The sequence below is a fragment of the Paraburkholderia heleia NBRC 101817 genome (assembly GCF_000739775.1).
Lineage (GTDB): Bacteria > Pseudomonadota > Gammaproteobacteria > Burkholderiales > Burkholderiaceae > Paraburkholderia > Paraburkholderia heleia.
This window is the reverse complement of sequence record NZ_BBJH01000003.1, coordinates 290,878-317,161: the sequence shown is the minus strand read 5'-3', so window position 1 is coordinate 317,161 and position 26,284 is coordinate 290,878. Positions and strand designations below refer to the sequence as shown.

The window sequence follows — 26,284 nt, the reverse complement described above, 5'->3', positions numbered from 1 at the left end:
CTGATGTAGATTGGAGCCCAACGTAGCCAACCTACGCAATCTTGCGGAAGACATGCGCCTGAGCGTCGATCAGTCGATGTGCGAGCGAATCCAGGATTCGCTGCTGGAAATGATCCGCGAGCGCTCGCTCAAGCCGGGCGATCAAATCCCCCCGGAACCCGAGCTTTGCGAGCTGCTGGGGGTAGGCCGCTCCAGCCTGCGGGAGGCGGTCGCGCAGATGATTTCCCACGGTCTTCTCACGCGCGTGCACGGCAAGGGGACCTTCGTCAGACAAATCACGCTCAAGCTGCAAGGCGGTCTGGATGATCTGATGTCTGTTACGGACATGATACGAAGTGTCGGGGCGGTGCCTTCCACCAGCCGACTGCAGGTGAGGACGATCGCAGCCTCGGGCAGCCTCGCGCAAAAGCTCGGCCTCGCCGAGGGCGATCCCTGCGTGCGGTTCGAACGCGTGCGGCGTGCCGACGATGCGATCGCCGCTTACTGCATCGACATCGTGCCCAAGGCATTGCTCGAAGGGCAGGAACTGGGCGAGTCGCTGTTCGGCACGCTGGAGCGCGCGGGCGTCCGGCTATCCCACACCCATAGCTCGATTCAGCCGACCGTTCTCACCGCGCGCGATTTGCCGGAGTTGCAGGAGAGCATCGGCATGTTTTTGCTGATCGACGAAGTCGATTTCGACGAGACCGGCCGCGCGGTCTGCTACAGCAACGACTATTACAACGCCAGCATTTTCAGGTTCGATCTCGTGCGCAAGCGACGTTAGGCGGGCCGGCGGCCCATTTCCGGACAGGAAGGACGTATGCACTTCGAAGCTTTCAGCTCTGCCGAACTGACCGACTATCTGCTGGGTATTCCGGCCGTTTGCGCGAGGCTTGGCGGCGACCGCGAGTTGCGGGTCGTCGAAGTGGGCGACGGCAATCTGAACTACGTCTACTTCGTGAGCAGCACGCGCGACCCGCGCCTGAGCGTCGTGGTGAAGCAGGCGCCGCCGTACCTGCGGCTGGTTGGCGAAGCGTGGCCTTTGCCGCGCGAGCGCATGGAGCGCGAAGTGGCGGCGTTGCGCCGCTTCGGCGCACTGTGCCCGGAGCACGTGCCGAGCGTTTTCCACGCGGATAGCGAGAAGTTCCTGATGGTGATGCAGCGGCTCGATTCGCATCGCGTGCTGCGCGGCGGGTTGACAGATGGCGTCGTGTACCCGCGGCTCGCCGATCACATTTCCACGTTTCTCGCCCGCACGCTCTTTCATGGCTCGGATCTCTACCTCGCACCGGATGCGAAGAAAGCGGCCGTCGGCGGCGACATCAACACGGAATTGTGCAGGATTACAGAGGAACTGGTCTTCACATTTCCGTTCGAAGATCATCCTTCGAATGTCTACAGCCCCGCGCTCCCCGCGGCTGCGATCGAACGGCTGCGCACGCACGAGCCGCTGAGGCTCGCCGCAGGCGAGATGAAGTGGGCCTTCATGAACCATGCGGAAACGCTCGTGCACGGCGACCTGCATACGGGCTCGATCATGGCGAACGAGCAAGAGACGTATGTCATCGACCCCGAGTTCGCGTTCTATGGGCCAATGGGCTTCGACACGGGCGCGTTCATTGCGAACCTGCTGCTTGCCTGTTACGCGCGCGACTGGCACGACCGCGAGGCGGGACGCGACCCGGCAGGCTACCAGGGCTGGCTGCTCGAACAGGTGGAGGCTGTGTGGAACGCCTTCGCGCAGAAGTTCGGGCAGATCTGGCGGCAGCACGAGCGCGAGACCGGCCACGCCTATATTGGCGGCCCGGCGGGCACGCGCGCGGCGGAGGCCTTCCGCGACAATTTCATCAGGCGGCTCTTCGCCGACACGCTCGGCTTTGCGGGCTGCAAGATGATCCGCCGCATCGTCGGCATGGCGAAGGTGGCGGAGATTACGGGCATCAAGGACGACGCGGTACGCGCGCGGGTGGAAGTGCGCTGCCTGAAGCTCGCCGAAGCGCTGCTGGTGAGGCGCCGCGAGCTGGCGTCGATCGAGGCGGTCACGGCGCTAGCCGCACAGGTGCTCGCAGAACCCGCATAATCGAATACAGGCTGCCGCATGGGCGGCAGCGCCCGGACAACCGGCATCGACGGAGAACGTATGACGTTGCAGGCGCAACAATCGAGTCTTCCGCCCACCATCGAGTGGCGCGACGGCACCCTTTATCTGCTCGACCAGACGCGGTTGCCGCACGAATGCGCGATCGAAGCCGTGGACAGCGTCGAGGCGGTCTGGCGCGCGATACACGAACTGCGCGTTCGCGGCGCCCCCGCGATTGGCGTGGCGGCCGCCTACGGCCTGTGTGTGGCGATGCGGCACGAGCCAACCGATTCGCGCGATACGTTTCTCGCGCGTCTCGAAGCGCACGCCGCCTTTCTGGACAGCGCACGGCCCACTGCCGTCAACTTGCGCTGGGCGCTCGAACGCATGCTCTCGCACGCACGCGCCGAGTCCGGCGCGACGGGTGCCGCGCTTTACGAAGCGCTGGTTGCCGAGGCGAAGCGCATTCATCAAGAGGATATCGAGCTGTGCGCTCGCATCGGCGAAGCCGGGCGCACGCTGATCGCGCCCGGCAGCGGCGTGCTCACGCACTGCAATGCCGGTGCGCTGGCCACAGCGGGCATCGGCACGGCAACCGCGCCGCTCTATTGCGCGCACCGCGACGGCGTGGCCTTTCGCGTCTATGCAGACGAAACGCGGCCGCTCCTGCAAGGCGCGCGGCTCACCGCTTACGAACTGCAGCAGGCCGGGCTCGACGTCACGCTCATCACCGACAGCATGGCGCCGACCCTGATGGCCCAGGGGCTCATCGATCTCGTGATCGTCGGCACGGATCGCGTGGCCGCGAACGGCGACGTCGCGAACAAGATCGGCACGCTCGGCGTGGCGATCGCGGCGAAGCACTTCGGCATTCCCTTTTATGTGGCGTGTCCTTCGTCTACGCTGGATCTGCGCACCGCGAGCGGCGCGGACATCGTCATCGAGGAGCGCGGCGCGGCGGAGGTGACGCATCTCGCGGGGCAGCGCACTGCACCCGAGGGCATTCAGGTGCGCAACCCCGCGTTCGATGTCACGCCGCATACGCTCGTTACCGGCATCGTGACGGAGCGGGGCATCGTGCGTGCGCCGTTCGAGGCGAGTCTGGCAGCGCTTTTCGCGACCGGAGCGGCAGCGTGAGCGGCGCGAGCGAAGGCCGCCGTGCGGGCGAGACGGCGCAACGTGCGCGCGATGCGCGTTCGGAAACCGAAATGCGTCAGCAGATCGTCGATATCACGCGCGAAATGGAGCGCCTCGGCATCAATCAGGGCACGTCGGGCAACGTCAGCGCACGCTGGCATGACGGACTCCTGATTACCCCGAGCGGCGTGCCGAGCGCCGCGCTCGCGCGCGAGCGCATCGTCTGGATGCCGCTCGACGTACGCGACGACGATCCGCTCTTCGAAGCGCAGCGCCCCTCGTCGGAGTGGCGTTTTCATCGCGACATCCTGCGTGCGCGCGCCGATGTGAACGCCGTGGTCCATACGCATTCGCAGGCTGCGACGGCGCTCGCGATTCATGGCCGCGGCATACCCGCGCATCACTACATGGTGGCCGCGGCGGGTGGCAATTCGATTCGCTGCGCGCCGTATGCCACTTTCGGCAGCCAGGCGCTCTCCGATCACGCGCTCGAAGCGCTACGCGAGCGGCTCGCGTGCCTGCTCGCGCACCACGGCGTCATCGCGCTCGGACGCGATCTCGCGCGCGCGCTGTGGCTGGCGAACGAAGTGGAGGTGCTCGCAAAGCAGTATTTGCTGGCCTGCCAGCTCGGCGAGCCGCCGCTGCTTTCCGACGCGCAAATGGAGGAAGTCATCGAGAAGTTCAAGGGCTACGGCCCCCGCAAGTAATACGCGCCCGCTCGCGCGTCCAGGCAGTCGTTGCAATGCGATGCACACGCGGTACGAACAATTACGCAGTCGGTTGGCGGTTCGCAGGTCAGTCAAAAACCAGCAGATCAAAAACAGGAGACGGTGATGGCGTGGAGTTCAGCAGGGTTCGACAGATGGGTGGCGCGCAGTGCGCGCATGGGAGCCACGGCCGGCGTGACGATGTTCGCCGCCGCGGCAATGCTGGCAGGCTGCTCGAAGAGCGAGTCGCCTTCGACCACGGCGGCTGCGTCCGACGCCGCCGCGGCGAGCGCGCCGGCGCAGGCGGCGGCAGCGGCGCCGGGAGTCGCGAAGATCAAGGTTGGCTTCTCGATCGCCACGCTCAATAACGCGTTCTTCGTCGGCCTGCAGAACGGCGTGGAGCGCGGTGCGCAGAAGCAGGGCTTCGATCTCGTGCAAACGAACGCGAACGGCGACGCGCAGCAGCAGGTCAACGACACGCTCAATCTGCTGAGCCAGGGCGTGCAGGCGATCGTGCTGAATCCGATCGACTCGAAGGCGATCATTCCGGCGGTCGAGAAGGCCAATTCGATGAACGTGCCGGTCTTCATGCTCGACCGGGGCTCGGACGGCGGCAAGGTGACCTCGTTCGTCGCTTCGGACAACGTAGCGCTCGGCGCCACCGGCGCGAAGTGGATCGCCGACCAGTTGAGCAAGCGTTATGGCTCGCCCAGGGGCAACGTAGTCGATCTGATCGGCCTGATCGGCACCACGGCGGCGACCGATCGCGAGAAGGGCTTCTCGGAAGAGATCGCGAAGTATCCCGATATCAAGGTCGTCGCGCGCCAGGAAGGCGGCTTCGATCAGGAGAAGTCGCTCAACGCGATGACGAACATCCTGCAGAAATATCCGCAGATCGACGCGGTATTCGGCGCGAACGACGACAACACGGTGGGCGCGGAAAAAGCCATCGACAATGCGGGCCGTTACAAGCCGCTCGGGGACCCCGGCCACATCATGGTGATCGGCGCGGACGGCACGGCGCAGGCGCTATCGGCGATCCGCGCGGGCAAGCAGGACGCGACGATCTCGCAGAACCCCATCGGCATGTCCGCCAAGGCGATGACGTTCATCACCGACTACGAGGCGAAGAAGGACGTGCCCGCGAACTACGCGTGGCCGACCTATCTGATCGACAAGTCGAACATCGATTCGGACGGCGTCAAGCAATACGGTCTGTGGGCCCTCGAAGTCAAGCAGTGACGGGCGGTCTTAAGCGCCGGCCGCGCGACGCGTGCGCCGGCGCCCGGGATGAACGGATGAAACGCGAATCAGGTTCGGTCATGGACGTATCCCAGCAGGCGTACTCTCACGCGGGCGGCGGCAGCACCGGCGCGCCACCGCTGTTGCGCATGAACGGCATCGTCAAGAGTTTTCCCGGCGTGAAAGCACTGCGAGGCGTGAGCCTCGAACTGCATGCGGGGCACGTGATGGCGATCGTCGGCGAGAATGGCGCGGGCAAGTCGTCGCTCATCAAGACGCTCTCCGGGGCTTACGAGCCGGATGAGGGCACGATCGAGATCGACGGCGTACGCCTCGCGCGCGGCACCCAGGCCGCGATCGATGCGGGCGTGGCGGTGATCTATCAGGAGCTTTCGCTCGTCAACGACATGACGGTGGCCGAAAACCTGTTTCTCGGCCGCATGCCGCGGCGCCGTGGCCTCGTCGATCATCGCAGCGCGAACGCCATGGCACGCGAAGCGCTGGCCCAGGTCGGGCTGGAAGGTGTGCCGCCCGCCATGCGCCTGGGCGATCTGCCGCTCAACAAGCGCCAGCTCGTGGAAGTCGCCAAGGCGCTCGCGCGCGACGCCCGCATTCTCGTGATGGACGAGCCCACGGCTGCGCTCCAGCATCACGACATCGAGCATCTCTACGCCGTGGTGCGGCGGCTGCGTGCGGCGGGCATGGGCATCATCTTCATTTCGCACCATCTCGAGGAGGTATTCGAACTGGCCGATTCGGCGGTGGTGATGCGCGACGGCGCAACGGTCGGTGCGCGGCCCATGTCCGAATGGAACGAACCGGCGCTCGTGCAGGCGATGGTCGCGCGCAATCTCGACTCGTTCTATCCGTGGGAGGCTCGGCCCTATGGCGACGTCGTGCTGGAAGCGCGCAACGTGGCGAGCGCGCCCGTGCTGCGCGACGGCAGCTTCAGCATTCGGGCCGGCGAGATCGTGGGCATCGGCGGCATTGCAGGCGCGGGACGTACCGAGCTGCTGAAAACATTATGCGGCGCGCTGCCGCTCACCGGCGGCGAACTGCGGCTGCGCGGGCGCAGGCTCGCGCTGCGCTCGCCCGCGCAAGGCATGCGCGCGGGCATTGTTTATACCGCCGAGGACCGCAAGCTCGAGGGGCTCGTGCTCGACGCGAGCATCGAAGAGAACGTTGCGCTTTCGAGCTTGCGGGCGCTCGTGCGCGGCGGCTTCGTGAGCGCGGCGAGAAAGCGCCGGCTCGCGCGCGAGGCGGTCGAACGTTTCGCGGTGCGCGCGCCCTCGGTCACGTCGCTCACGGGCAATCTTTCGGGCGGCAATCAGCAGAAGGTGATTCTCGGGCGCGCGAGCGCCACGTCGCCGGCCGTGATCCTGCTCGACGAGCCCACGCGCGGCATCGACGTCGGCGCGAAGACCGAGATCTATGCGCATATCGTTGCGATGGCGCGCGCCGGCGCGGCCGTCGTGCTCGTGAGCTCCGAGTTGCCGGAACTGCTTGGCATGTCGGACCGCGTGCTCGTGATGTATCGCGGCAGCATCGTCGGCGAAGTCGCGCGCGAGCACGCCAGCTCGGAGACGATCATTCAATGGGCTACCACCGGAGTTGCAGCATGACGTCCACCACGGTTCGACCGCGTGAAGAAACACAAACCCTGCAGCAGCGCGTGCTGCGCCAGCTGCGCAGCGGCCTCGGGCCGCTCATCGCGGCGCTCGTGCTCATCTGCGTCGCGCTCTCGCTCGCGTCGCCCGAATTCCTCACGACGGGCACGCTCACCAACATCATGGTGCAGGTGTCCGTGGTCGGCATCGCGGCAGTGGGCGGCACGTTCGTGATCATCACCTCGGGCATCGACCTTTCCGTGGGCTCGCTCGTCGCGCTGAGCGGCATGGTGGCCGCGACCGTCATGGCCGGCGCGAGCCCGGACGCGGTCGGGCTGGGCGTGGCGGGGCTTGTCATCGCGCTCGTCACCGGCGCGGCGGTGGGCGCGCTCAACGGCTTCGGGATTGCGTGGCTGCGGCTCGTGCCGTTCATCGTCACGCTCGCGATGATGGCCATGGGGCGCGGCCTCACGCTCGCGATTTCGGACGGGCGCACGAAATTCGACTTTCCCACCGTGTTTACCGCGTTCGGCGCGAAGACGTTCGCGGGCCTGCCCGCACCGATGCTCGTGATGCTGGCCGTGTTCGTCGCTGGCCATGTGTTGCTGCGCAAGACCGAGTTCGGCCACCAGGTGTTCGCCGTGGGCGGCAACAAGGAAGCGGCGCGGCTCGCGGGCATTCCGGTGAGCCGCGTGATCTTTCTCACCTATATGTTCGCGGGCGTGACGGCTGCCATCGCAGGCATCGTCCTCGCGGGGCGGCTCAATTCGGCATTGCCGTCCGCGGCCAACGGGCTGGAGCTGCAGGTGATCGCGGGCGTCGTGATCGGCGGCACCTCGCTTGCGGGCGGGCGCGGCTCGATCGTCGGCACATTCATTGGCGTCGTGCTCATCGGCGTGATCAATGTCGGGCTCTCGCTGCTTGGCGTCAATCCGTTCTGGACACAGTTCATCCAGGGCGGCGTGATTCTCGCGGCCGTATTGCTCGACGCCCTGAGCCAACGGCGCAAGCTTTGAACCCGGAAGTCAATGTGAGCGGTGATGCGAAGGCACCCGATACTGGAGACGCGACACGTGAAAAAGATCATTAATCATCCTGATCATTTTGTCGACGAGATGATCGACGCCTTGCTGCTCGCCCATCCGGGCTGGCTCAAGCCGGTCACTGCCGACCGCCGCGCGCTCGTGCGCGCCGACGCGCCGAACAAGGGCAAGGTCGGCATCGTGACGGGCGGCGGCTCGGGGCACCTGCCGGGGTTTCTCGGCTACGTGGGCAAGGGGCTCGCGAGCGGCGTGGCGGTGGGCAACGTGTTTTCGTCGCCATCGTCCGAGCAGATCTACGAGGCCACCAGGGCGGTGCACGGCGGCGCGGGCGTGCTCTACCTGTACGGGAACTACGGCGGCGACGTCTTCAACTTCGATCTCGCCGCGGACCTGGCCGACGCGGACGGCATCGAGACCCGCACGGTGCTCGTCGCCGACGACGTCGCTTCCGCGCCGCCCGAGCGGGCTTCGGATCGCCGCGGCGTGGCGGGCATGGTGTTCGGCTTCAAGTGCGCGGGCGCGGCGGCCGAACGCGGCGACACGCTCGACGAAGTCGCGCGCATCGCCGCGAAGGCGAACGGCGCGACGCGCACGATGGGCGTAGGCCTTTCGCCGACGATCCTGCCGGCGGCAGGCAAGCCCACCTTCACGCTGCCCGATGGCGAGATGGAGATCGGCATCGGCATTCATGGCGAGCCGGGCACGCACCGCGGCGAACTGGAGAGCGCGGATGCCATAGCCGAACGGCTTGCGGGTGCGATCCTGGGCGACTTGCAGGCGAAGGCAGGTTCGAGCGTGGCGCTGCTCGTCAACGGGCTCGGCGCGACGCCGCTCGAAGAGCTGTATCTGCTGTACCGGCGCGCCGCGCAGGCCGTTGCCGCCGCCGGGCTGCGCGTGGTGCGCGCCTATGTGGGCGAGTATGTGACGAGCCTCGAAATGGCGGGCGCCTCGATCTCCGTGATGCAACTCGACGAGGAACTCGACACACTGCTCGACGCGCCGGTGCGCTCGCCGTTCTGGCGCGAAGGATGGCGCGTGGACGAGAGAGGTGCGCGATGAGTCTTTCGGTTAGCGAAATAAGGACGCGTCTCACCGGCGCCCTGGATGCCATGCCTGCCAGCGCGGAAGAACTGCGCGAACTCGACGCTGCGCTCGGTGACGGCGACCTGGGTGTGACCGTGAAGGCGGGCTCGCTCGCTGCGGCCGAGGCCATCGCCAGGCTGCCTCCCGACGCAGCGCTTGGCGACGTGCTGATCGCCATGGGCAAGGCGTTTTCGACGGCGAATCCTTCGACGTTCGGCGCGCTCGTGGGCGGCGGCCTGCTCGCCGCTGCGAAGACGGTGGCGGGCGCTCACGCTGCGGGCCGGGCCGAGGCGCTCGCCATGGGGCGCGCGGTGGCCGCGCGCATTGCCGAGCGGGGCAAAACGCAACTCGGCGACAAGACGGTGCTCGATGCCCTTGTGCCGAGTCTCGATACGCTCGAAGGATCGGACAGCGGCGACGAGCGTGCGCTCCTCGACGCGATGATCGACACAGCAGAGCGACAGGTGCGGGCCACCGCCGCGTTGCAGTCGAGGAAAGGGCGCGCGGCGTGGGTGCAGGAACGCAGCATCGGGCACGCCGATCCTGGCGCGACGGCCTGGCTCAGGTTTCTTCAAGCCTGGCGAGGCTAGGGCCTGTTCACATTCATAACGGCCGGCCCCTGGAATGCTTTGCCGCTCAGCGAAACAGCATCTCGGCCACGCCGGCCGCCGCCGAAAGCACGACGACAGCGAGCGGCGGCACTTGCCAGCGCGTGAGCAACAAGAAGCCGATGGCCGCGACCGCAAAGTCGATCTGTGACTGGACAGCGCTCGTCCACACCGGCGTATAGAGCGCCACGGCAAGCAGCCCGACCACGGCGGCATTCACGCCCGCCAGCACGGCCGCCATGGAGGGATGAGCGCGAAGCGCTTGCCAGTATGGCAGCGCGGCGAGCACGAGAAGCAGGCCCGGCAAGAAGATGCCTGCCAGCGCCACGAAGGCGCCCAGCGCATGACTGGATGGGCCGCTCATGATCCATCCAAGGAAAGCGGCGAACGTGAAAAGCGGGCCGGGCACGGCCTGGGCGGCGCCGTAGCCCGCAAGAAAGTCGTTCGGCGAGACCCAGCCCGTCGCGACGGTCTCACGCTGCAGCAACGGCAGGACCACGTGGCCGCCGCCGAACACGAGGGCGCCCGAGCGGTAGAAGGCGTCGAACACGCGCACGGTATGCGTCGTGTCGAATGCGGCGAGTGCCGGAAGCCCGAAAAGCAGCGCGCAAAAGAGGACAAGTGCGAACAGACCGGCGGCACGCGACACGCGGAACGCCTGCGTATGCTGACGCGCACCGGCGACGGCTCCCGCATTCGTGGACCGGCACAGCACGATACCGAGCACCGCGCCGAGCACGATGACAATCAGCTGCGCATACGCCGTCGTCATGACCGCGAGAAGTACGATGGCAACGAGCGCAATGCCGGCGCGGCGGTGGTCGGGGCACAGGCGGCGTGCCATGTCCCAGACGGCTTGCGCTACGACGGCAACGGCGACGAGTTTCAGACCGTGAATCAGCCCGCTTCCCACGGGGCCGCCGAGTTCAGGCGCGATAACGGCAAAGGCGATCAGCAGTGCAACGGATGGCAACGTGAAGCCGCACCAGGCTGCCAGCCCGCCCAGCCAGCCGGCGCGCAGCAGACCGATCGAGAAACCGGTCTGGCTACTGGCGGGACCGGGGAGAAACTGGCAGAGACCGACCAGATCGGTGAAGGTTTCGTCGTCGAGCCAGCGGCGCTGCTCGACGAACTCGCGACGGAAGTAGCCGATATGCGCAATGGGACCGCCAAACGACGTCAGCCCCAGCTTCAGAAAGACGCGCAGGACCTCATACGCGGAGCCCGCACGATCCGGCTGTGACGTCGACATATCTGTTTCCATGGATATTCAGTCGTAAGGAATGCGAATGGCGCGCGATGCTGCCGCGATCATACCCGATCGGTTGGCACGATCGCATTCCGGGAAGCTTTCATCCGGCATGGATCGCGCTCACCTTGGCTTGGCGAATGCGTCGGCGATTTGCCGGGCGCGTTTGACCTCGTCGCTGTGCAGATAGATCGAGGTGGTCGAGACGGACGCGTGCCTCAGGTTGTCGCGCACGATGGTGAGTTCCGCGCCGCGCCCGAGCGCATGCGTGGCGTGCGTGTGGCGCATCCAGTGCGGACTCGCGCGGCGCAGCTTCTCCGCAAGCGGCGCATGATCGGCCTCGATGACCTCGGCGGCCAGCAGGAAGAAGCGCCGCAGCACCCCCCACAAACGCGCGCTGCTGATCGCGGCGTCGCTGTCGGCCTCGAGACTGCCGATGACCGGTGTGGCCGGATTCCAGCGCAAGGGCACGACCGGCAGGTCTCGTTCGGCCAGATAGCGCGCGAGCGCTTCCCACGCGAGCGGCGGCAAGGCGACCCGCGCGAGTTTCTTGCCCTTTCCCGTCACGCGCAGCCAGTGATCGCCGCGTGCATCCGTCTCGACGTGGCCGAGCGTGGCTCCGACCAGCTCGCTCGCGCGCAGGCCGGTTGCGTAGGCGAAATCCAGCAGGAAGCGCAGCCGCTGTGCCGCCGGCGCTGACCAGCCGTACGACCATTCCAGGCCGTCTGCGATCGTGCGCGCGAGCGCCCATTCTCCTTCGCTGAATGCGTGCGAGGTGTCGAGCGCCTGTGCGCCGCTTGCGCCGCGCACTTTCACGCCGGAAAACGGATTGGCGAGCACGTAGCGCTGCTCGATGAGCCAGCGGAACAGCGCGCCGAGGATCGACAGCGCATGCGCGACCGAACGCGCCGAGAGGCTGCCGTTGAACGGCCGCCAGTCCGGCGACGTGCGCGCCCGCACGGGGCCGACCCAGCGGCCGCGCGGTGAGGGATGGCGCAGGAACGCGCGGTAGGCGATGGCGTCCTCGGTCGAGAGGGACGAGAGCGCGCGGCCACGCTCGACGATCGCCCAGAGGATCAGGCGTTCGGCTTCTTTCCGGTAGGTACGCTGCGTGGCGGGCGACTCGTGCAGCGCGAGCCAGGTTTGAACGGCTTCATAGTCGTTTGACGCGTCCAGCGTGCAGGTCGCGCGTGGTGCGCGGAACGTGCCTTCGGAGCCGTCGACCTCGTGCGGCAGCTTCAGGGACTCCCACGGTGCGATGTCGCCGCGCTGGCTCGCCACGATGAGCGCGCGTGCCTTTTCCGTCAGTGCTGGCCAGGCCGCGAAGAAGGCCTCGATCGCGCGGGCGCTCGCTACACCGAGTCCCGGCACCGCTTTCCACCACTGCCGGCGGCGCGGGATACGCACGGTCAGGTCGGCGAGCGTGGCGATGCCGTGCGCGTGCAGCACCCGCGCGGCGCGCGGGGTGAACCACTGTGCGATGTCGTCGGCGATCTGGGGTTCGGGAGGCCGGGCGTTACGCAGGCTGTCGATTGCCTGCGCGACAGCCTTGGCGTGCCGCTCCCGTTCCGCTACCGGATGCTCGAGCAGCACCGCCAGATCGTCGCGATGCGCTGCGCGCGCGAGGCCAATGAGCCTGCGCCGGATGCGCCCGAGCACGCCACGCGCCGATTTCCCGTCGCCGAGTGCAGAGGGGAGATAGCGCTCGACGGCGGGCCGCACGGCGAGGCCTGCATACCACGCGCGCAGCATGGCGAGTTCGTCGGCATCGGGGAAACCGGCAGGCTCGGCGGGATGGGAGGCGGGAAGAGGTGCGTGGCGCGTTTTCATGTGACGAAGTTTAGCGTAAAGATTGGTATCTTGTGATAAGAAGCCTTATCTTTATGGCTAAATGGCGCAGCCAACCGTCACGATTTCTCGCACCGCCTATACTCTGGCTGACCGTCTTCACATTGCCTTCACGCCGATCTGAGGTCGTTAGCGAACGTCGATCGAGATCTTTCTCCGAGTCAAGGTTCGAGCTTCGTGAATAAGGGAGATTCCAATGTCTGCAAACACGGCGATTGACGTTCCCGACGACCCGGCGGATGGCGGAAGACGCAGATGGATCAAGGCTGGCATAAGCGTGGCGACGCTCGTTGCAGGCACGCCGTTCGCCGTGGGCGAGACACAGGCCGCGGCGTTGTCCGAATCGCAGCGCAATGCGCTGACTCCCGATCAGATCGTCGGCATGATGAAAGCCGGCAACGAACGCTTTCGCACCGGCAAGATGAAAAAGCAGGACTTTCTCGCGCAGAAGAGAGCGAGCGCCAGCGGCCAATACCCGGCAGCCATCGTCCTCAGTTGTATCGACTCGCGCGCGCCAGCCGAGATCATTCTGGATATGGGAATCGGCGATACCTTCAATGCCAGAATCGCGGGAAACATCGCAAACCAGGACATGCTCGGCAGCATGGAGTTTGCCTGTGCGGTTGCGGGTGCGAAAGTGATCCTGGTGATGGGTCATACCGCATGCGGGGCGATAAAAGGGGCGATCGACAACGTGCAAATGGGAAATTTGACGGGATTGCTTCAGAAGATCCAGCCGGCGATCGCCGCAACGCAATATTCCGGAGAGCGATCGAGTAAAAACGATGAATTTGTCGACGCCGTGGCGCGATCGAATGTTCAGGGTGCGATCGCGGCTATCCGCAGTGGGAGTCCGATTCTGTCCGATCTGGAAAATAAGGGGAACGTGAAGATGGTAGGCTCGATGTACGATGTTCGAAACGGCAAGCTCACGTTCCTGTGAGCATTCGAAGCCAGTTCGCAAGCGATGCATGGTTATGGCGAGGTGCGTGCATTTTCTGATTCGCGGATATCAATAACGAAAGAGAACGACAATGTTACGCACCTCACTGAAGGTAATTAAGATAGGTGCATGGGTTGCGGTCCTGCTGGTGATACTCGCATTCGGTCTGCGCGCCTGGTATTCGCAGCGCAGCCCGGATCTCGCGGTCTGGCACACCTATGTGCCGCGCGAAATGACGGTCGAGGAAATGGATGCGGGGGACTGGAACGCCTACATGAATGCGGAAGCGCGCATTTTCGAGGCGGTTCGCGTCAACGTCGTCGAGAAATTGAAGCCGGCCGAGCGCATCCCGACGAACCGGTACTACGAAGGCGCGCCGATCTATCCGGGGCACTTCGCGCAAGACTGGAACCGTTCATACGTTCTCGAACCGCAGGGTCCGCCAGTTGGCGCCGTGGTGCTGTTGCATGGCATGACGGATTCGCCGTTCAGTTTGCGTCACATCGCGCGCCACTATCGCGATCGCGGCTTCGTCGCCATCGGCATCCGCTTGCCGGGGCACGGTACCGTGCCGGCCGGGCTGGCAAACGTGCACTGGCAGGAGTGGGCTGCAGCCACCCGGCTCGCCATCCGGGAAGCGCGCCGGCGTGTGGGGCCGGGCAAGCCGTTGGAACTGGTGGGCTTCTCCAACGGCGGAGCGCTGGCATTGCAATACGCGCTCGACGCGATCGAGAATCCCGCGCTCACGCGCCCGAGCCGGCTGGTGCTGATTTCCCCGATGATAGGCGTGACGCGCTACGCGCGCTTTGCGGGCCTCGCCGGATTGCCGGCGATATTGCCGGCGTTCGCGCGTGCCGCATGGCTTGGCATCATTCCGGAATTCAATCCGTTCAAATACAACTCGTTCCCGGTGAATGGCGCGCGTCAATCGTACCTCCTGACCGCCGCGATTCAGGAGCAAATGGCGAGGCTCGAGCGTGAGAACCGTCTCGACACGCTGCCGCCGATCCTGACCTTCCAGTCCGTGACCGACTTCACGGTCAGCACGCCGGCGATCATGTCGTCGCTCTATGACAAGCTTCCCGAGAACGGCAGTGAAGTGGTGTTATTCGACGTGAACCGCAGTGTGCGATTCAGGACTTTCCTGCGCGTCGCTTCCTCCACGGCGATTTCGCGGCTGCTGCGCATCGGCCCGCAGAACTATCGCACGACGGTGATCGGCAACGCCTCGCCGGACTCGGCGCATACCGTCGAGCGCAGCACCTACGCGGGTGAGGTGCAGACGAGAATCCAACCCCTGGATATCGATTATCCGCAGGAAATCTTCTCCTTATCGCACGTCGCGATTCCGTTCCCGATTACGGACCCGCTGTACGGCATCGCGCCGGACGATTCGGAAAACTTCAACGAGCACCTCGGCACGCTTGCGCCGCGCGGCGAGCGCGGCACCCTGATTCTGACGCTCGATTCGATGTTTCGCATCGCGTCGAATCCGTTCTTTCCTTATTTGCTGCAACGTATCGATGAAGGCATGGGCGCAATGCCGCCGCCGGTCGTGAAGTCTCCGCCGCGCACTCATGAAACCGCCGCGGGGCAGCCTGACGATTTTTCCGATGATGTGAATGCCCTCGACCAGGTTGGGGCCGATGAGCCTTAGATGCCGCGTGCAGGTCGACTTGCCATCTCCACATAAGCCGCGTTGCTTACAGAAGTCCGACAATTCGCTGCCTGCTAGCGCCACGATCTACGCATGCTCCGAGGTCGGACCGGCCGCCATGGACGGCATGATATGGCCAGTTTTGTCAGTATATCGGCCTGTTTGATCAGTCTGTGCCACGCCAGTTGGCGCTAGGATTGCCACGGCGCGCTCCGGGTATTGCCTGGTCAGGTCGGGGACCAGGCACGGAAACGGGCTGCGCCGGCGCTTCACAGGCGGCAAACAGATAACTAAGGAATCCATATGAGCAGGGAAGTTGTGGTGGTGGGCGGTGTGCGGACCGCGATCGGCAAATTTGGCGGCAGCCTGAAAGACGTGCCGCCAACCGAACTCGGTTCAATCGTCCTGCGCGAACTGCTCGCGCGAAGCCACGTCGAGGCAAAGGACGTGGGGCATGTGGTGTTCGGCAATGTAATCGCCACCGAGCCGCGGGATTTTTACCTTTCTCGCGTCGCTGCAGTCAACGCCGGCATTCCCGAATCGACGCCTGCTTTCAACGTCAACCGGCTGTGCGGTTCGGGCCTGCAGGCGATCGTTTCCGCCGCGCAGACCATTCTGCTCGGCGACGCCGACGTGGCGATCGGCGCGGGCGCCGAGAACATGAGCCGCGCGCCGTACATCACGACCGAGGCCCGCTTCGGCGCACGCATGGGCGACACGCGCCTCATCGACATGATGCTGGGCGCGCTAAACGATCCTTTCCACACGGTGCCGATGGGCGTGACGGCCGAAAATGTCGCCGGTCGCTACGGCATCACGCGCGAGCGTCAGGACAATCTCGCGCTCGAATCGCATCGTCGCGCAGCGCGAGCGATCGCCGAGGGCCGGTTCGCCAGCCAGATCGTGCCGGTCAAACGCACGGTGAAAGGGCGCGAGACCGTCTTCGACACCGACGAACATTTGCGCCACGATGCAACGATCGACGACTTCGCAAAGCTCAAGCCCGTATTCGCGAAGGAGAACGGTACGGTCACGGCGGGCAACGCTTCCGGCATCAACGACGCGGGCGCGGCCGTCCTGCTGATGTCGCGCGAAGCGGCTAAGGCGCGTGGCCTCGCGCCGATGGCGAAACTCGTGGCATACGCACACGCGGGCGTCGATCCGCTTTACATGGGCATCGGCCCGGTGCCGGCTACGCGTCTTGCCTTGCAGCGCGCGGGACTGTCCGTCGCGGACCTCGATGTGATCGAGTCGAACGAGGCATTCGCCGCTCAGGCATGCGCGGTCACGCAGGAACTGAACCTGGACCCGGAAAAGGTGAACCCCAATGGCTCGGGTATTTCGCTCGGCCATCCGATTGGCGCGACCGGCGCACTGATTACCGTGAAGGCGCTGTACGAACTCAAGCGCATGGGTGGCCGTTATGCGCTCGTCACGATGTGCATTGGGGGCGGGCAGGGGATCGCCGCCATTTTCGAAAACGTCCAGTAAATCGGCTGCGCCTTCGGGCGCGCCACATCAAGCCATGCAAATCGAAACATTGGGAATCGTGGGCGCCGGGACGATGGGTTCCGGCATCGCGCAGGTCGCCGCGCTCGCCGGCCTGCGCGTGATCGTGGTCGACGTCAGCGAAGCCGCGCTCGATAGAGGTCTCGCCGCGCTGAAGGGAAGTCTCGATCGGCTCATCGCGAAAGACAAGCTGGACGCGAAGGCGAGCGATGCCGCGCTCGCGCGCATCGAGACCACCATGGATTATCAGCGCCTCGGTGCTGCCGGGCTGATTATCGAAGCCGCCACCGAAAACCCCGATCTCAAGCTGCGCATCTTGAAACAGATCGAAGCGGTTGCGCGTCCTGACGCCATTCTCGCTTCCAATACGTCCTCGATCTCGATCACCGCGCTTGGCTCCGCGCTCTCCGACCCGTCGCGCTTCGTCGGCATGCACTTCTTCAATCCGGTGCCCCTGATGCCGCTCGTCGAAATCATCCGGGGCCTCGAAACCGGTAGCGCCGCAGCGGAGGCCGTCCACGAATTGACGTTGCGGCTCGGCAAGTCGCCGATCAGCGTGCGCAATTCGCCGGGCTTCGTGGTCAACCGCATTCTCGTGCCGATGATCAACGAGGCTTTCTTCCTGCTCGCCGAAGGCGTCGCGCCGGCCGAGGATATCGATACCGGCATGCGTCTTGGCGCGAATCAGCCGATTGGGCCGCTGGCGCTTGCCGACCTCGTTGGACTCGACGTGGTGCTTTCGGTCATGGATGTCTTTTACAAGGACTTTGGCGATTCGAAATACCGCGCGTGCCCGCTGCTTCGTGAACTGGTGGCCGCCGGGCGCCTTGGCCGGAAGACTGGGCACGGCGTCTACCGTTACGGCTAGGGGAACGGCGATGGGCGGGGTCCGTTGATCGCAGCGTGCGTGCGGGACCTCGGAGTTTGCAGTGCGCGAATTTTTGCGCGGCTCACGCGTCGGCCCAGCGGCGCAGCAGGTTGTGATAGTGGCCGGTGAGGCTCACGACGGTCGGATCGTTCGAGCCGCGTTCGGCTGAAAGACGCTGCACGTCGTTGTCGAGGTGATAGAGCAGCCGCCGCTCGGTTTCGTCGCGGACCATGCTCTGGATCCAGAAGAACGACGCGACGCGCACGCCGCGCGTGACCGGCGTCACATGATGCAGGCTCGACGATGGGTACAGCACCATGTCGCCGGCCGGCAGCTTCACGCGATGTGTGCCATACGTGTCTTCGACACACAGCTCGCCGCCGTCGTAGGTGTCGGGATCGGTGAAGAACAGCGTCGCGGACAGGTCGCTGCGGATGCGGAAGTCGCTGCCGCGCAGCAGCCGGATCGCGTTGTCGACGTGCAGGCCGAAGCCGTCACCGCCCGCGTAGCGGTTGAAGAGCGGCGGATAGACCTTGAGCGGCAGCGCGGCCGAGAAGAACGCCGCGTTGCGCGCGAGCGCGTCCTGGATCGCGCCGCCGACCGCGCGCGCGACCGGCGAGCCTTCGGGCAACTGCTGGTTGCGCTTGACCTGCGCGGACTGGACGCCGGCCGTCACGCCGCCGTCGATCCACTGCGCGCCGTCGAGCGCGTCGCGGCACTGCGCGACCTGCTCGCGGGTCAGCACCTGCGGTATAGGCAACATCATGTCGTGGTTCTCCCTCTGTCTGTGTGAACGTCCGCGCGCGGCAGCACGGACGCGAAGCGGCGCAACGCGTCGACCGGCGAGTTCGTGAGCCACGAGCGCACCTGAGCGATGAACGCCGGCGTTGCGGTGCGCGGCACGCGCGCGAGCCATTGGAGCGCGTCGTCGATCTCGCCGCGCGCCGCGAGCATCCGCGCGTAGTTGAATTGCCCGCGGAAGTCGCCGCCTTCGGCGGCCTGCCGGTAGTAGCCGCACGCGGCCGATGCGTCGGCTTCGACCACCCAGCCGTCTTCGTGGAAGCTGCCGATGAAGTTCAGCGACTTCGCGTGACCGAGCGCGGCGGCGCGCCGGAACCAGTCGAGCGCCTCGGTCCGGTCCGGCTCGATGCCGCGGCCGAGCGCGAGCGCGGACGCGTAGTTGTACATGCCCCAGTCGAGCCCCGCGCGCGCGGCGAGCCGATACCAGTAGACGGCGACTTCCGCGCACGGCGCGGTGCCCCAGCCGTTCTCGTAGCAGCGGCCGAGCATGTTCATCGCCATCGGATGATCGCGTCGCGCCGCGTGACGGAACCACGTGAACGCGGCCTGCGGGTCGCGTTCGACGCCATGTCCGTCGAGCAGGTACTGGCCGTACACGGTCTGCGCGTCGACGATGCCGTTGTGCGCGGCCGCCGCGACCCACGCGGCGGCCCGTTCGGGCGGGCCGGCGAGGATCGCCGCGATCGCGTCCGCGGACACCGACGCGAGCGCGCGCAACGGCACACGCTCATGCAGCGGCACGTCGTCGTCGCGATGCTTCGGGTCGTGCATCGCGGAGTCCTCAATAACGCGCGGTCATCGTGACGAACGCGGAGCGTCCCGGCGCGATCGACGCGTAGTGGGTCGGATACGCCTGGTCGAAGTACCGGCGGTTGAACAGGTTCTGCACGTTCAACTGCACGTCGAGATACTTGTTGACCCGATACCGGGCGGTCGCGTCGAAGCGCCAGTACGACGGCACCGCATGCACGTTCGCCGTATCGCCGAACACCTGGGACATGTAGAACGCGCCGCCGCCTACCGTGAATTGCGGCAGCACGTCGTAGGTCGACCACAGGCTCAGGCTGTTGCGCGGCGTGTTCGGGAATTCGTGGCCGTTGTCGGTCGTGGTCTTGCCGTTGTCGCGCAGCTCGCTGTGCAGGTACGTGTAGCCGCCGAACATCTGCCACTGGTTCGTCAGCCGGCCGGACACGCCGAGTTCGAGACCCTGCACGCGCTTGCTGCCGACCATCGCGTATTCGTTGTTCGGCAGCGTGACGCGCGCATTCGTCGTGTCGATCTGGAACAGCGCGCCGGTGAGCGACAGGCGGTTGTCCAGCACGTTCCACTTCGTGCCGATTTCGATGCTGCGGTTCTTCTCCGGCCCGAGCTGGTCCGCGTTCACGCCGACGCCGCCGCGGCCCGGCGTCAGCGACTGCGTTTCGCTGCCCTGGCCGAGCAGTGCGCCGGCCGGCGTCGACGACGTCGCGATCGACGCGTACACGCTGCCGTTGGCCGCCGGCTTGAACACGAGGCCGAACTGGTAGTTGAACAGCGTGTCATTGCGGGTGATCTGCGTGCCGCCGCTCGCGGCGGTGTTCGTGAAGCGCGTCGAGTAGTCGTCGACGCGCAGGCCGGCGTTCACGAGCCAGCGCGGCGTGATCTCGATCGTGTCGAACACGTACAGCGCCTTCGTCGTCGTGCGCTGACGGCTCGGGTCGTTGTTGCGGCGGATCGTGCCGGCCCACGGATCGTTCGGATTCGGGCTCCACAGGCTCGTGCAGTTGTAGCCGGACGGCGCGCCGATGCCGGCGGTGCGGCAGATCGCGCCGCTCGCGGCCGCGACCGTGTATGCGTCGTTTGCCGAACGCTCGCGCGACAGTTCGAGACCGGTCGCGAAGCTGTGCTTCAGGAAGCCGGTGCGAAATTCGCCGTACAGATCGGTCTGGTTCGCGATGCTCCACACGTCGCTCGCGCGGGTATTGGCGCGACGCCACACCATGCCGTTCGCGACGTTGCCCTGGCTGTCGTCGGGCTGGGTCCAGATGTAGTCCTGGCTTGCCTTCGTGTAGCGCGTCGTGTTGCGGATCGTCAGCGCCGGCGTGATGTCGTGTTCGATGCGCAGCGTGCCGATATCGGACTGCGTCTTGCGGAAATCGCGGTCGACGAGGCCGTAGAAGTTGTGGCGGTCGACGTCCGCCGGGTAGAGCGTGCTCACGCCCGCCGGCTTGTTGCCCGTCGTATAGAAATACGGGATGCCGCTGTCGGGCAGGTCGTCGGTGTTCAGGTGGTAGTAGCTTGCGGTCACGCGTGTGGGCGTGCCGAGGCCGAACGCGATCGACGGCGCGATGCCCCAGCGCGTGTTGTTCACCGCGTCGCGGCCGGCCACGTCGTTGTTGTGGCTCAGCAGGTTCAGGCGGAATGCGGCGTGGTCCGCGAACTGCCAGTTGCCGTCGGCGGTGAAGCGGCGGTAGCTGTCGGTGCCGAGTCCGACGTTGCCTTCCGCGCGGTTGCCGAGGTGAGGCGCTTTGCTCGTGATGTCGATGCTGCCGCCGGGGCCGCCGCGTCCACCGAGCGCGCCGTCGGCGCCCTTGACCACCTCGATGCGTTCGGTGTTGAACACTTCGCGCGTGGTCGCGCCAATGTCGCGCATGCCGTCCACGAACAGGCTGCCTTGCGTGTCGTAGCCGCGCAGGAACGGGCGGTCGCCGAGCGGGTTGCCGCCTTCACCCGCGCCGAACGTGACGCCGGGCACCGTGCGCAGCGCCTCGGTCATCGTGGCGGCGCCGATGCTTTCGATCAGTTCCTGGGGGATCACCGAGACCGACTTCGGCGTGTCGATCAGCGGCGCGGTGAACCTGATGTCGGACGAATGGCCGGTCTTGAAGCCGCGTTCGGCCTGGCCGGAAATCTGGATCGGCGTCAGCTGGCCTTCGCCGTCGGAGGGCGGCGGCGCGGTGCCGGCGGTCTGGGCGAAGGCGGGGCTGGTGGCCAGGACGCTCCACAGCGTGGTGCCGAGTTTGCCGAGCTTGGGTTCGTCGATGCGCGACTTCATTCCGTTTCCTCGTGGTGATCCGCGCTGGACGGTGCGGCGCAAGCCTTTCCATATCGTTTCGCGGTTATTACAAAAGTATTTCAATGCATGCTACCAGGTTCTTTTGTAATTGAGAAGCATTCTTATTAGTGTCGATCAGGGCGAAACGGGTGAGGTCGGGACGGCGGATTGGCGGCGGGGCGTGGATTGGCGGGAAATGAGCCGGCAATCGGCAACGAAGATGGTTTTTGATTTAGGTCAAAAGTCGCCGCATGCGGCCAGCAAGCGCGCGATCAGGCTCAGGGCAACCGTATGTCGATTTCGCGCGCGGCGGCATCGTCGAGCGGCCAGGCGCGCTCAGGATTTCGCCTTTGCGCGCGCCATCTCATCGCCTGCATTCGCCGGCAGCCGGTAGATCAGCGGGATTGAACCGAGCGCAAAGAGTCCGGCGATCAGAAAGGCGGGCCAGAAGTCCGATGCTTCGACTTGCGTGTGGCCATGGAGCGCACGAGAAATCTGCAACACGATGCCGCTTACCGCGACCGCAAGCCCCAGTGACACCTGCTGTACGACGCTGCCGAGACTCGTGGCGCGGCCGACGCTCGCGCCCGGAATATCCGCATAAAGCATCGAGTTGAGGCTCGAGAACTGCAGGGCGGAAAAGAAGCCGCCGACGAGGACGATGAGCCAGATCGTCAGCGTCGAAGATCCGGGTGTGAAGAATGCGCAGAGCGACGTGGTGAGCGCCGAAAACACGGCGTTGTAAAGCAGGACTTGCCGGAATCCGAAGCGGCGCAGCGTCATCGACATCAACGGTCGCATGAACAGGCTGCCGAAAGCCGTTGCGCAGGTGATGAGCCCCGATTCGAACGCCGATTTCCCCAGCCCGACCTGAAGCGATAACGGCAGCAGGAACGGTATCGCGCCGCATCCGATGCGGAACAGCGATCCGCCGAGCACGCTCGCGCGAAAGGTCGGAATGTCGAAGAAACGCAGATCGAGCACGGGATGCGCCGCCCGCCGCGCATGCAGCACGTAGATCGCGAGCAGGATCGCGCCAGCGATGAACATCTCCCCAGCCGTGACGTCCTCGACGATGCCGCTGCCGACCAGCGACAGCCCCAGCAGCACGAGTGTCGCGCCTGACGCGGAGAGCACCGAGCCGGCCCAGTCGAAGGCGCCAGGATGCGCTTCCTTCGTATTGGGGATGTAGTTCCCGGACAGGTAAATGCCCATAATGCCGACAGGCACGTTGATGAGGAACATCATCCGCCAGTGCAGATAGGTCGCGATAAATCCGCCGAGCAGCGGCGCGAGGATAGGGCCGACGACCCAGGTGATGCTCAGATAGTTCATTGCGCGAATGAACTGGTGCTTCGGCACCGCCCGCACGACGATGATGCGGCCCACCGGCACCATCAACGCGCCGCCGACGCCTTGTATGAAGCGCGCGAACGTGAACAGATGCAGCGACGGCGCTGCGGCGCACATAAGCGAACCGGCGACAAAAATGCCGATGGCGGTGCGGAACACGGCGCGCGCGCTGAAGCGATCGGCGAGCCAGCCGCAAACCGGAATGAACACGCCGAGGCTGACGACATAGCTGGTGACGGCGATTTTCAGCGCGACGGGATCTTTGCCGAAGCCGCGCGCCATGGCGGGCAGCGCCGTGACGATGATGTTCGCGTCTATGGCTTCCATGAAGAAGGCGCACGCGACGATGAGGGTTGAGACGACAGCGGCGGAATCCGGCGAGGAAGGATCGAAGTTCTTCCAGTTGAAGCTGAAGCGGCCAGTCACGAGCAGTATCTTCCTTGCTGGTTTGCGCTCCGGCGCGCGAAATCTTCGATTCGCGCCGCTGAATGTGCATTGGGGGACATGCAGTTTACAGCTTTCGTGACCGTTCGAGATTCCGGATCGCTTCGTCGATCTGGCAGGTACCTTTCGTATCTAGCGATTCATCGTTCGCAAGCCATAAATTTTTTCCACCGCCAGCAGGAATCCGATCGCGATCAGCATCTGCACCGTACTGATCGCGGCAATCGACGGATCGAACTGGTTCTGCAGGTACGACAGCATCACGACAGGCAGCGTCGTGGTGTTGGCGCTGCCGAAGAAGTAGGACACGCCGAGGTTGTCGAGCGACACCAGCACCGAGAACAGCGCGCCCGCGAAAATGCCCGGCGAGATCAGCGGCATGGTCACGTGCCAGAAGCGCCGCCAGACACTCGCGCCGAGCACCGATGCCGCCTCGCCATAACCGGGATTGAGGTTCCTGCACGCCGCGATCGTGGTGCGCAGCACATACGGCACCGACACGCAGGTATGTGTGATCAGCAACGCGACGAACGAATTACTGATGCCGAGCTCCGACAGGTAGTACAGCGACGAGAGACCGACGACGAGCGGCGGCACCGCGATCGGCGACAGCAGGAACGACGACGCGACATTGGCCAGCCGCGAGCGTGAGCGGGCGAGGCCGAGCGCGGCCGGCACGGCCAGCAGGATCGCGAACACGGTCGCGACGCCCGCGACGACCAGACTGGTGATCAGCGAATCGGTGAACGGCTTGTATTCGAGAAAGCGCCGGTACCAGCGCAACGACACGCCGCCGACCGGCACGGCGACCGATTCGCCCGGCGTAAACGACGCTAGCACGACGATCACGATCGGCGCGAGCAGGAACACGACGAACAGCGCGATATACAGCGTCGCGGCGCCGTTGCCGAGCCGGTTGGCGACGCGCGAGCCGCCGCTCGACGGTTGTTGGACGGGCAGACTCATGGGCGCGCCTCCTTGCTTCGTCCGATGAAGCGGCCTTGCACATACAGACACACCAGCACGACGATCAACAGAAGATTGCCCATTGCGCTCGCGAGTCCCATGTCCTGCGACTGGCTGAACTGCTGGAAGATCAGCAGCGGCAGCGTGACGACCGTGCCGCCGCCGAGCAGCAGCGAGCCGATGAAGCTGCCGTTGACGATCATGAACACGATGAGGCAGCCGGTGACGATTCCTTCGACCGACAGCGGCAGCGTGACGAGGAAAAACGCGCGCCATGCCCCCGCGCCGAGCACGCGCGCGGATTCTTCGAGACGCCGGTCGACCGAGCGCAGCACCGGAATGATCGACAGCACCATGAACGACACCATCACGTGGACGTTGCCGAGATAGACGATCGCGGGGCTTTGGGTCATGCGCAGCGGCGCGTCGATGACGCCGAGCGCGAGCAGCGCGTCGTTGACCAGGCCGTGGCGCGCGAGCAGGACATTCCAGCCGAACGTGCGCATGATGATCGACGTGAGGAGCGGCATGATCAACACGAACATCAGCGGGCCGGCGAGACGTCCCGCGCGCCGCACCATGAAGTAGGCGACCGGATAGCCAGCGATCAGACACCAGAAGGTCGTCAGCACGCTGACCTTCAGCGTCTCGAACATGATGCCGACGTAGTACGGGTCGGTGAAAAGCTTGCGGTAGTAGGCGAGCGTGAACGCCGGGTGCGCGCCCGGAATCGCCGAAATGCCGACGCTGCGCAGCGCGTTTTCATACAGCGGCATGCCGAAGAAGATCGCCAGCACGACGAGCGCGGGCGCGCACAGCACGAGATACGGCGAGATCCACCGGCGCGGGCGCCGCGTCGCGCGCGGCAGTGTGGTCAGTGAGCTCATCGCGCGTCTGCGCCGTGCGGTTCGGCTTCGAGCACGACCAGATCGTCGGGACAGACGAAGACGCTGGCCGCGTGACCCGGTTCGAGCGCGGCGGCGGCGGCTTGCTGATAGACGCCGAGCGTCTGGCCGAGCGCGGGCACGTCGATGCGATAGGCGTGCTGCGATCCGCGGAACACGCGCGCGGCGACCACGCCGTCGAAACGGATGTCGTCGGGACGCGCGTCGGCGAGGCGCAGCTTCTCGGGGCGCACCGCGAGTTTGCCGGTCGCGCCGGGCGCGAGCGGGCGGCGCAGCGCATGCGCGACGCGGCAGCGCGCCGGCGCCGGGCTGCGCGGCTCGCCGATCGACACCTCGAGCCAGTTCGCTTCGCCGCGCAGCACCGAGAACGGCAGGATGTTGGCCGCGCCGAGAAATTCGGCGACGAAGCGCGTGCGCGGCCGGTCGTAGACCTCGTTCGGTGTGCCGGACTGCAGGATGCGACCGTGGTTCATCACGACGACGCGATCGCTCATCGTGAGCGCTTCTTCCTGATCGTGCGTGACCATCACGCTGGTGATGCCGAGCCGGCTTTGCAGCGACTTCAGTTCGAACTGCATGTTCTCGCGCAGGTTCTTGTCGAGCGCGCCGAGCGGCTCGTCGAGCAGCAGCACCGACGGATTCGTGACGATCGCGCGGGCCAGCGCGACGCGCTGCTGCTGGCCGCCCGACATTTGCGCGATGCGTCGATCGCCGAACGCAGGCAGGCGGATCATGTCGAGCATGCGCGCGACCTGCGCGCCGCGATCGCGTTTCGGCACACCCGCCATGCGCAGCCCGAACGCGATGTTCTCCGCCACCGTCAGATGCGGAAACAGGCTGTAGTTCTGGAACACCATGCCGAGCCCGCGTTTGTTCGGCGGCAGGTTCGTCACGTCGCGTCCGGCGATCCGGATCGCGCCGGTATCGGGGAACTCGAATCCGGCGATGAGGCGCAGCGTCGTGGTCTTGCCGCAACCGGACGGACCGAGCAGCGCGACCAGCTCGCCCGCGCGCACTTCCAGCGACAGCTGTTCCAGCGCGGTGATCGCGCCGAAACGCTTGCTGATGCCGTCGAGCGACAACGGCTGCGAGCGCGACGGCACGGCGGGCGCATCGGCGTTCACCGCAGTTGCGGGGAGCGGGTTGGCGGATTGCAACATCGCTTCACCTCGAGTGACGTGAGTGACGTAATTGACGTGGGGACTCGACGCGGCGGAG

The 26,284-nt window shown here is 65.7% G+C and carries 22 protein-coding genes; 13 read left to right on the top strand and 9 right to left on the bottom strand.

The features are described from left to right. The first annotated feature begins 52 nt into the window (after positions 1 to 52). From BHE01S_RS03340 to BHE01S_RS03300, 9 genes are all read left to right on the top strand, one after another. A complete protein-coding gene (locus BHE01S_RS03340) occupies positions 53 to 766 on the top strand; it encodes a GntR family transcriptional regulator (protein WP_042260768.1) in 714 nt (237 codons plus the stop codon). Positions 767 to 802: 36 nt separating this feature from the next. Further along, positions 803 to 2,062 carry an S-methyl-5-thioribose kinase gene (gene mtnK, locus BHE01S_RS03335; protein WP_042260513.1) on the top strand — a complete coding sequence of 420 codons (1,260 nt, stop codon included), beginning with the start codon at positions 803 to 805 and terminating at the stop codon, positions 2,060 to 2,062. A gap of 60 nt (positions 2,063 to 2,122) precedes the next feature. Next, positions 2,123 to 3,199, top strand: coding sequence for an S-methyl-5-thioribose-1-phosphate isomerase (gene mtnA / locus BHE01S_RS03330; protein WP_042260766.1), 1,077 nt, complete (start codon positions 2,123 to 2,125; stop codon positions 3,197 to 3,199). A 71-nt stretch (positions 3,200 to 3,270) separates the two neighbouring features. Continuing rightward, the gene (locus BHE01S_RS03325) at positions 3,271 to 3,906 is read left to right on the top strand and encodes a class II aldolase/adducin family protein (RefSeq protein WP_042260764.1); all 636 of its coding nucleotides are present in this window, start codon (positions 3,271 to 3,273) and stop codon (positions 3,904 to 3,906) included. A 126-nt stretch (positions 3,907 to 4,032) separates the two neighbouring features. Beyond that, the gene (locus BHE01S_RS03320; RefSeq protein ID WP_042260512.1) at positions 4,033 to 5,148 is read left to right on the top strand and encodes a sugar ABC transporter substrate-binding protein; all 1,116 of its coding nucleotides are present in this window, start codon (positions 4,033 to 4,035) and stop codon (positions 5,146 to 5,148) included. 80 nt (positions 5,149 to 5,228) lie between these two features. Beyond that, positions 5,229 to 6,770, top strand: coding sequence for a sugar ABC transporter ATP-binding protein (locus tag BHE01S_RS03315; protein ID WP_157025109.1), 1,542 nt, complete (start codon positions 5,229 to 5,231; stop codon positions 6,768 to 6,770). After that, positions 6,767 to 7,771 (top strand): ABC transporter permease, encoded by a 1,005-nt coding sequence (locus BHE01S_RS03310; protein WP_042260506.1) that lies wholly within the window; start codon positions 6,767 to 6,769, stop codon positions 7,769 to 7,771. The genes BHE01S_RS03315 and BHE01S_RS03310 overlap by 4 nt, the downstream gene beginning before the upstream one ends. A gap of 57 nt (positions 7,772 to 7,828) precedes the next feature. Then, positions 7,829 to 8,857, top strand: coding sequence for a dihydroxyacetone kinase subunit DhaK (locus BHE01S_RS03305; protein ID WP_084068517.1), 1,029 nt, complete (start codon positions 7,829 to 7,831; stop codon positions 8,855 to 8,857). Continuing rightward, entirely contained in the window at positions 8,854 to 9,471 is a 618-nt protein-coding gene (locus tag BHE01S_RS03300) for a DAK2 domain-containing protein (protein WP_042260502.1), read from the top strand. Before BHE01S_RS03305 ends, BHE01S_RS03300 begins: the two co-directional genes overlap by 4 nt. 46 nt (positions 9,472 to 9,517) lie before the next feature. Here BHE01S_RS03300 and chrA read toward each other — a convergent pair whose 3' ends face one another. Beyond that, the gene (chrA, locus tag BHE01S_RS03295) at positions 9,518 to 10,753 is read right to left on the bottom strand and encodes a chromate efflux transporter (RefSeq protein ID WP_042260500.1); all 1,236 of its coding nucleotides are present in this window, start codon (positions 10,751 to 10,753) and stop codon (positions 9,518 to 9,520) included. A gap of 108 nt (positions 10,754 to 10,861) precedes the next feature. Further along, positions 10,862 to 12,568 carry a site-specific integrase gene (locus BHE01S_RS03290; RefSeq protein ID WP_042260498.1) on the bottom strand — a complete coding sequence of 569 codons (1,707 nt, stop codon included), beginning with the start codon at positions 12,566 to 12,568 and terminating at the stop codon, positions 10,862 to 10,864. A gap of 214 nt (positions 12,569 to 12,782) precedes the next feature. On the opposite strand from BHE01S_RS03290, the gene BHE01S_RS03285 reads away from it, so the two are divergent. The 4 genes from BHE01S_RS03285 to BHE01S_RS03270 all read left to right on the top strand — a co-directional run bounded on the left by BHE01S_RS03285 (position 12,783) and on the right by BHE01S_RS03270 (position 17,563). Continuing rightward, complete coding sequence (locus BHE01S_RS03285; RefSeq protein ID WP_042260497.1) at positions 12,783 to 13,529, top strand: carbonic anhydrase family protein; 747 nt, start codon at positions 12,783 to 12,785, stop codon at positions 13,527 to 13,529. A gap of 91 nt (positions 13,530 to 13,620) precedes the next feature. Then, positions 13,621 to 15,186 carry an alpha/beta hydrolase gene (locus BHE01S_RS03280; RefSeq protein ID WP_042260495.1) on the top strand — a complete coding sequence of 522 codons (1,566 nt, stop codon included), beginning with the start codon at positions 13,621 to 13,623 and terminating at the stop codon, positions 15,184 to 15,186. 303 nt (positions 15,187 to 15,489) lie between these two features. Continuing rightward, positions 15,490 to 16,677: a beta-ketothiolase BktB gene (gene bktB / locus BHE01S_RS03275; RefSeq protein ID WP_042260493.1), complete on the top strand. Its 1,188-nt coding sequence runs from the start codon at positions 15,490 to 15,492 to the stop codon at positions 16,675 to 16,677. Between the two features lie 34 nt (positions 16,678 to 16,711). Next, a complete protein-coding gene (locus BHE01S_RS03270; protein WP_042260491.1) occupies positions 16,712 to 17,563 on the top strand; it encodes a 3-hydroxybutyryl-CoA dehydrogenase in 852 nt (283 codons plus the stop codon). Between the two features lie 82 nt (positions 17,564 to 17,645). Here BHE01S_RS03270 and BHE01S_RS03265 read toward each other — a convergent pair whose 3' ends face one another. From BHE01S_RS03265 to BHE01S_RS03235, 7 genes are all read right to left on the bottom strand, one after another. After that, positions 17,646 to 18,329 carry a Fe2+-dependent dioxygenase gene (locus BHE01S_RS03265; protein ID WP_042260489.1) on the bottom strand — a complete coding sequence of 228 codons (684 nt, stop codon included), beginning with the start codon at positions 18,327 to 18,329 and terminating at the stop codon, positions 17,646 to 17,648. Beyond that, complete coding sequence (locus tag BHE01S_RS03260) at positions 18,326 to 19,135, bottom strand: tetratricopeptide repeat protein (RefSeq protein WP_042260488.1); 810 nt, start codon at positions 19,133 to 19,135, stop codon at positions 18,326 to 18,328. The genes BHE01S_RS03265 and BHE01S_RS03260 overlap by 4 nt, the downstream gene beginning before the upstream one ends. Before the next feature lie 10 nt (positions 19,136 to 19,145). After that, a complete protein-coding gene (locus BHE01S_RS03255) occupies positions 19,146 to 21,398 on the bottom strand; it encodes a TonB-dependent receptor (RefSeq protein WP_042260486.1) in 2,253 nt (750 codons plus the stop codon). A 336-nt stretch (positions 21,399 to 21,734) separates the two neighbouring features. Beyond that, positions 21,735 to 23,177 carry an MFS transporter gene (locus tag BHE01S_RS03250; protein WP_281177737.1) on the bottom strand — a complete coding sequence of 481 codons (1,443 nt, stop codon included), beginning with the start codon at positions 23,175 to 23,177 and terminating at the stop codon, positions 21,735 to 21,737. A gap of 150 nt (positions 23,178 to 23,327) precedes the next feature. Next, positions 23,328 to 24,161: an ABC transporter permease gene (locus tag BHE01S_RS03245; protein ID WP_084068515.1), complete on the bottom strand. Its 834-nt coding sequence runs from the start codon at positions 24,159 to 24,161 to the stop codon at positions 23,328 to 23,330. Then, complete coding sequence (locus BHE01S_RS03240; protein ID WP_042260483.1) at positions 24,158 to 25,048, bottom strand: ABC transporter permease; 891 nt, start codon at positions 25,046 to 25,048, stop codon at positions 24,158 to 24,160. The genes BHE01S_RS03245 and BHE01S_RS03240 overlap by 4 nt, the downstream gene beginning before the upstream one ends. Continuing rightward, positions 25,045 to 26,226, bottom strand: coding sequence for an ABC transporter ATP-binding protein (locus tag BHE01S_RS03235; RefSeq protein ID WP_052405673.1), 1,182 nt, complete (start codon positions 26,224 to 26,226; stop codon positions 25,045 to 25,047). Before BHE01S_RS03235 ends, BHE01S_RS03240 begins: the two co-directional genes overlap by 4 nt. Between the last annotated feature and the right edge of the window lie 58 nt (positions 26,227 to 26,284).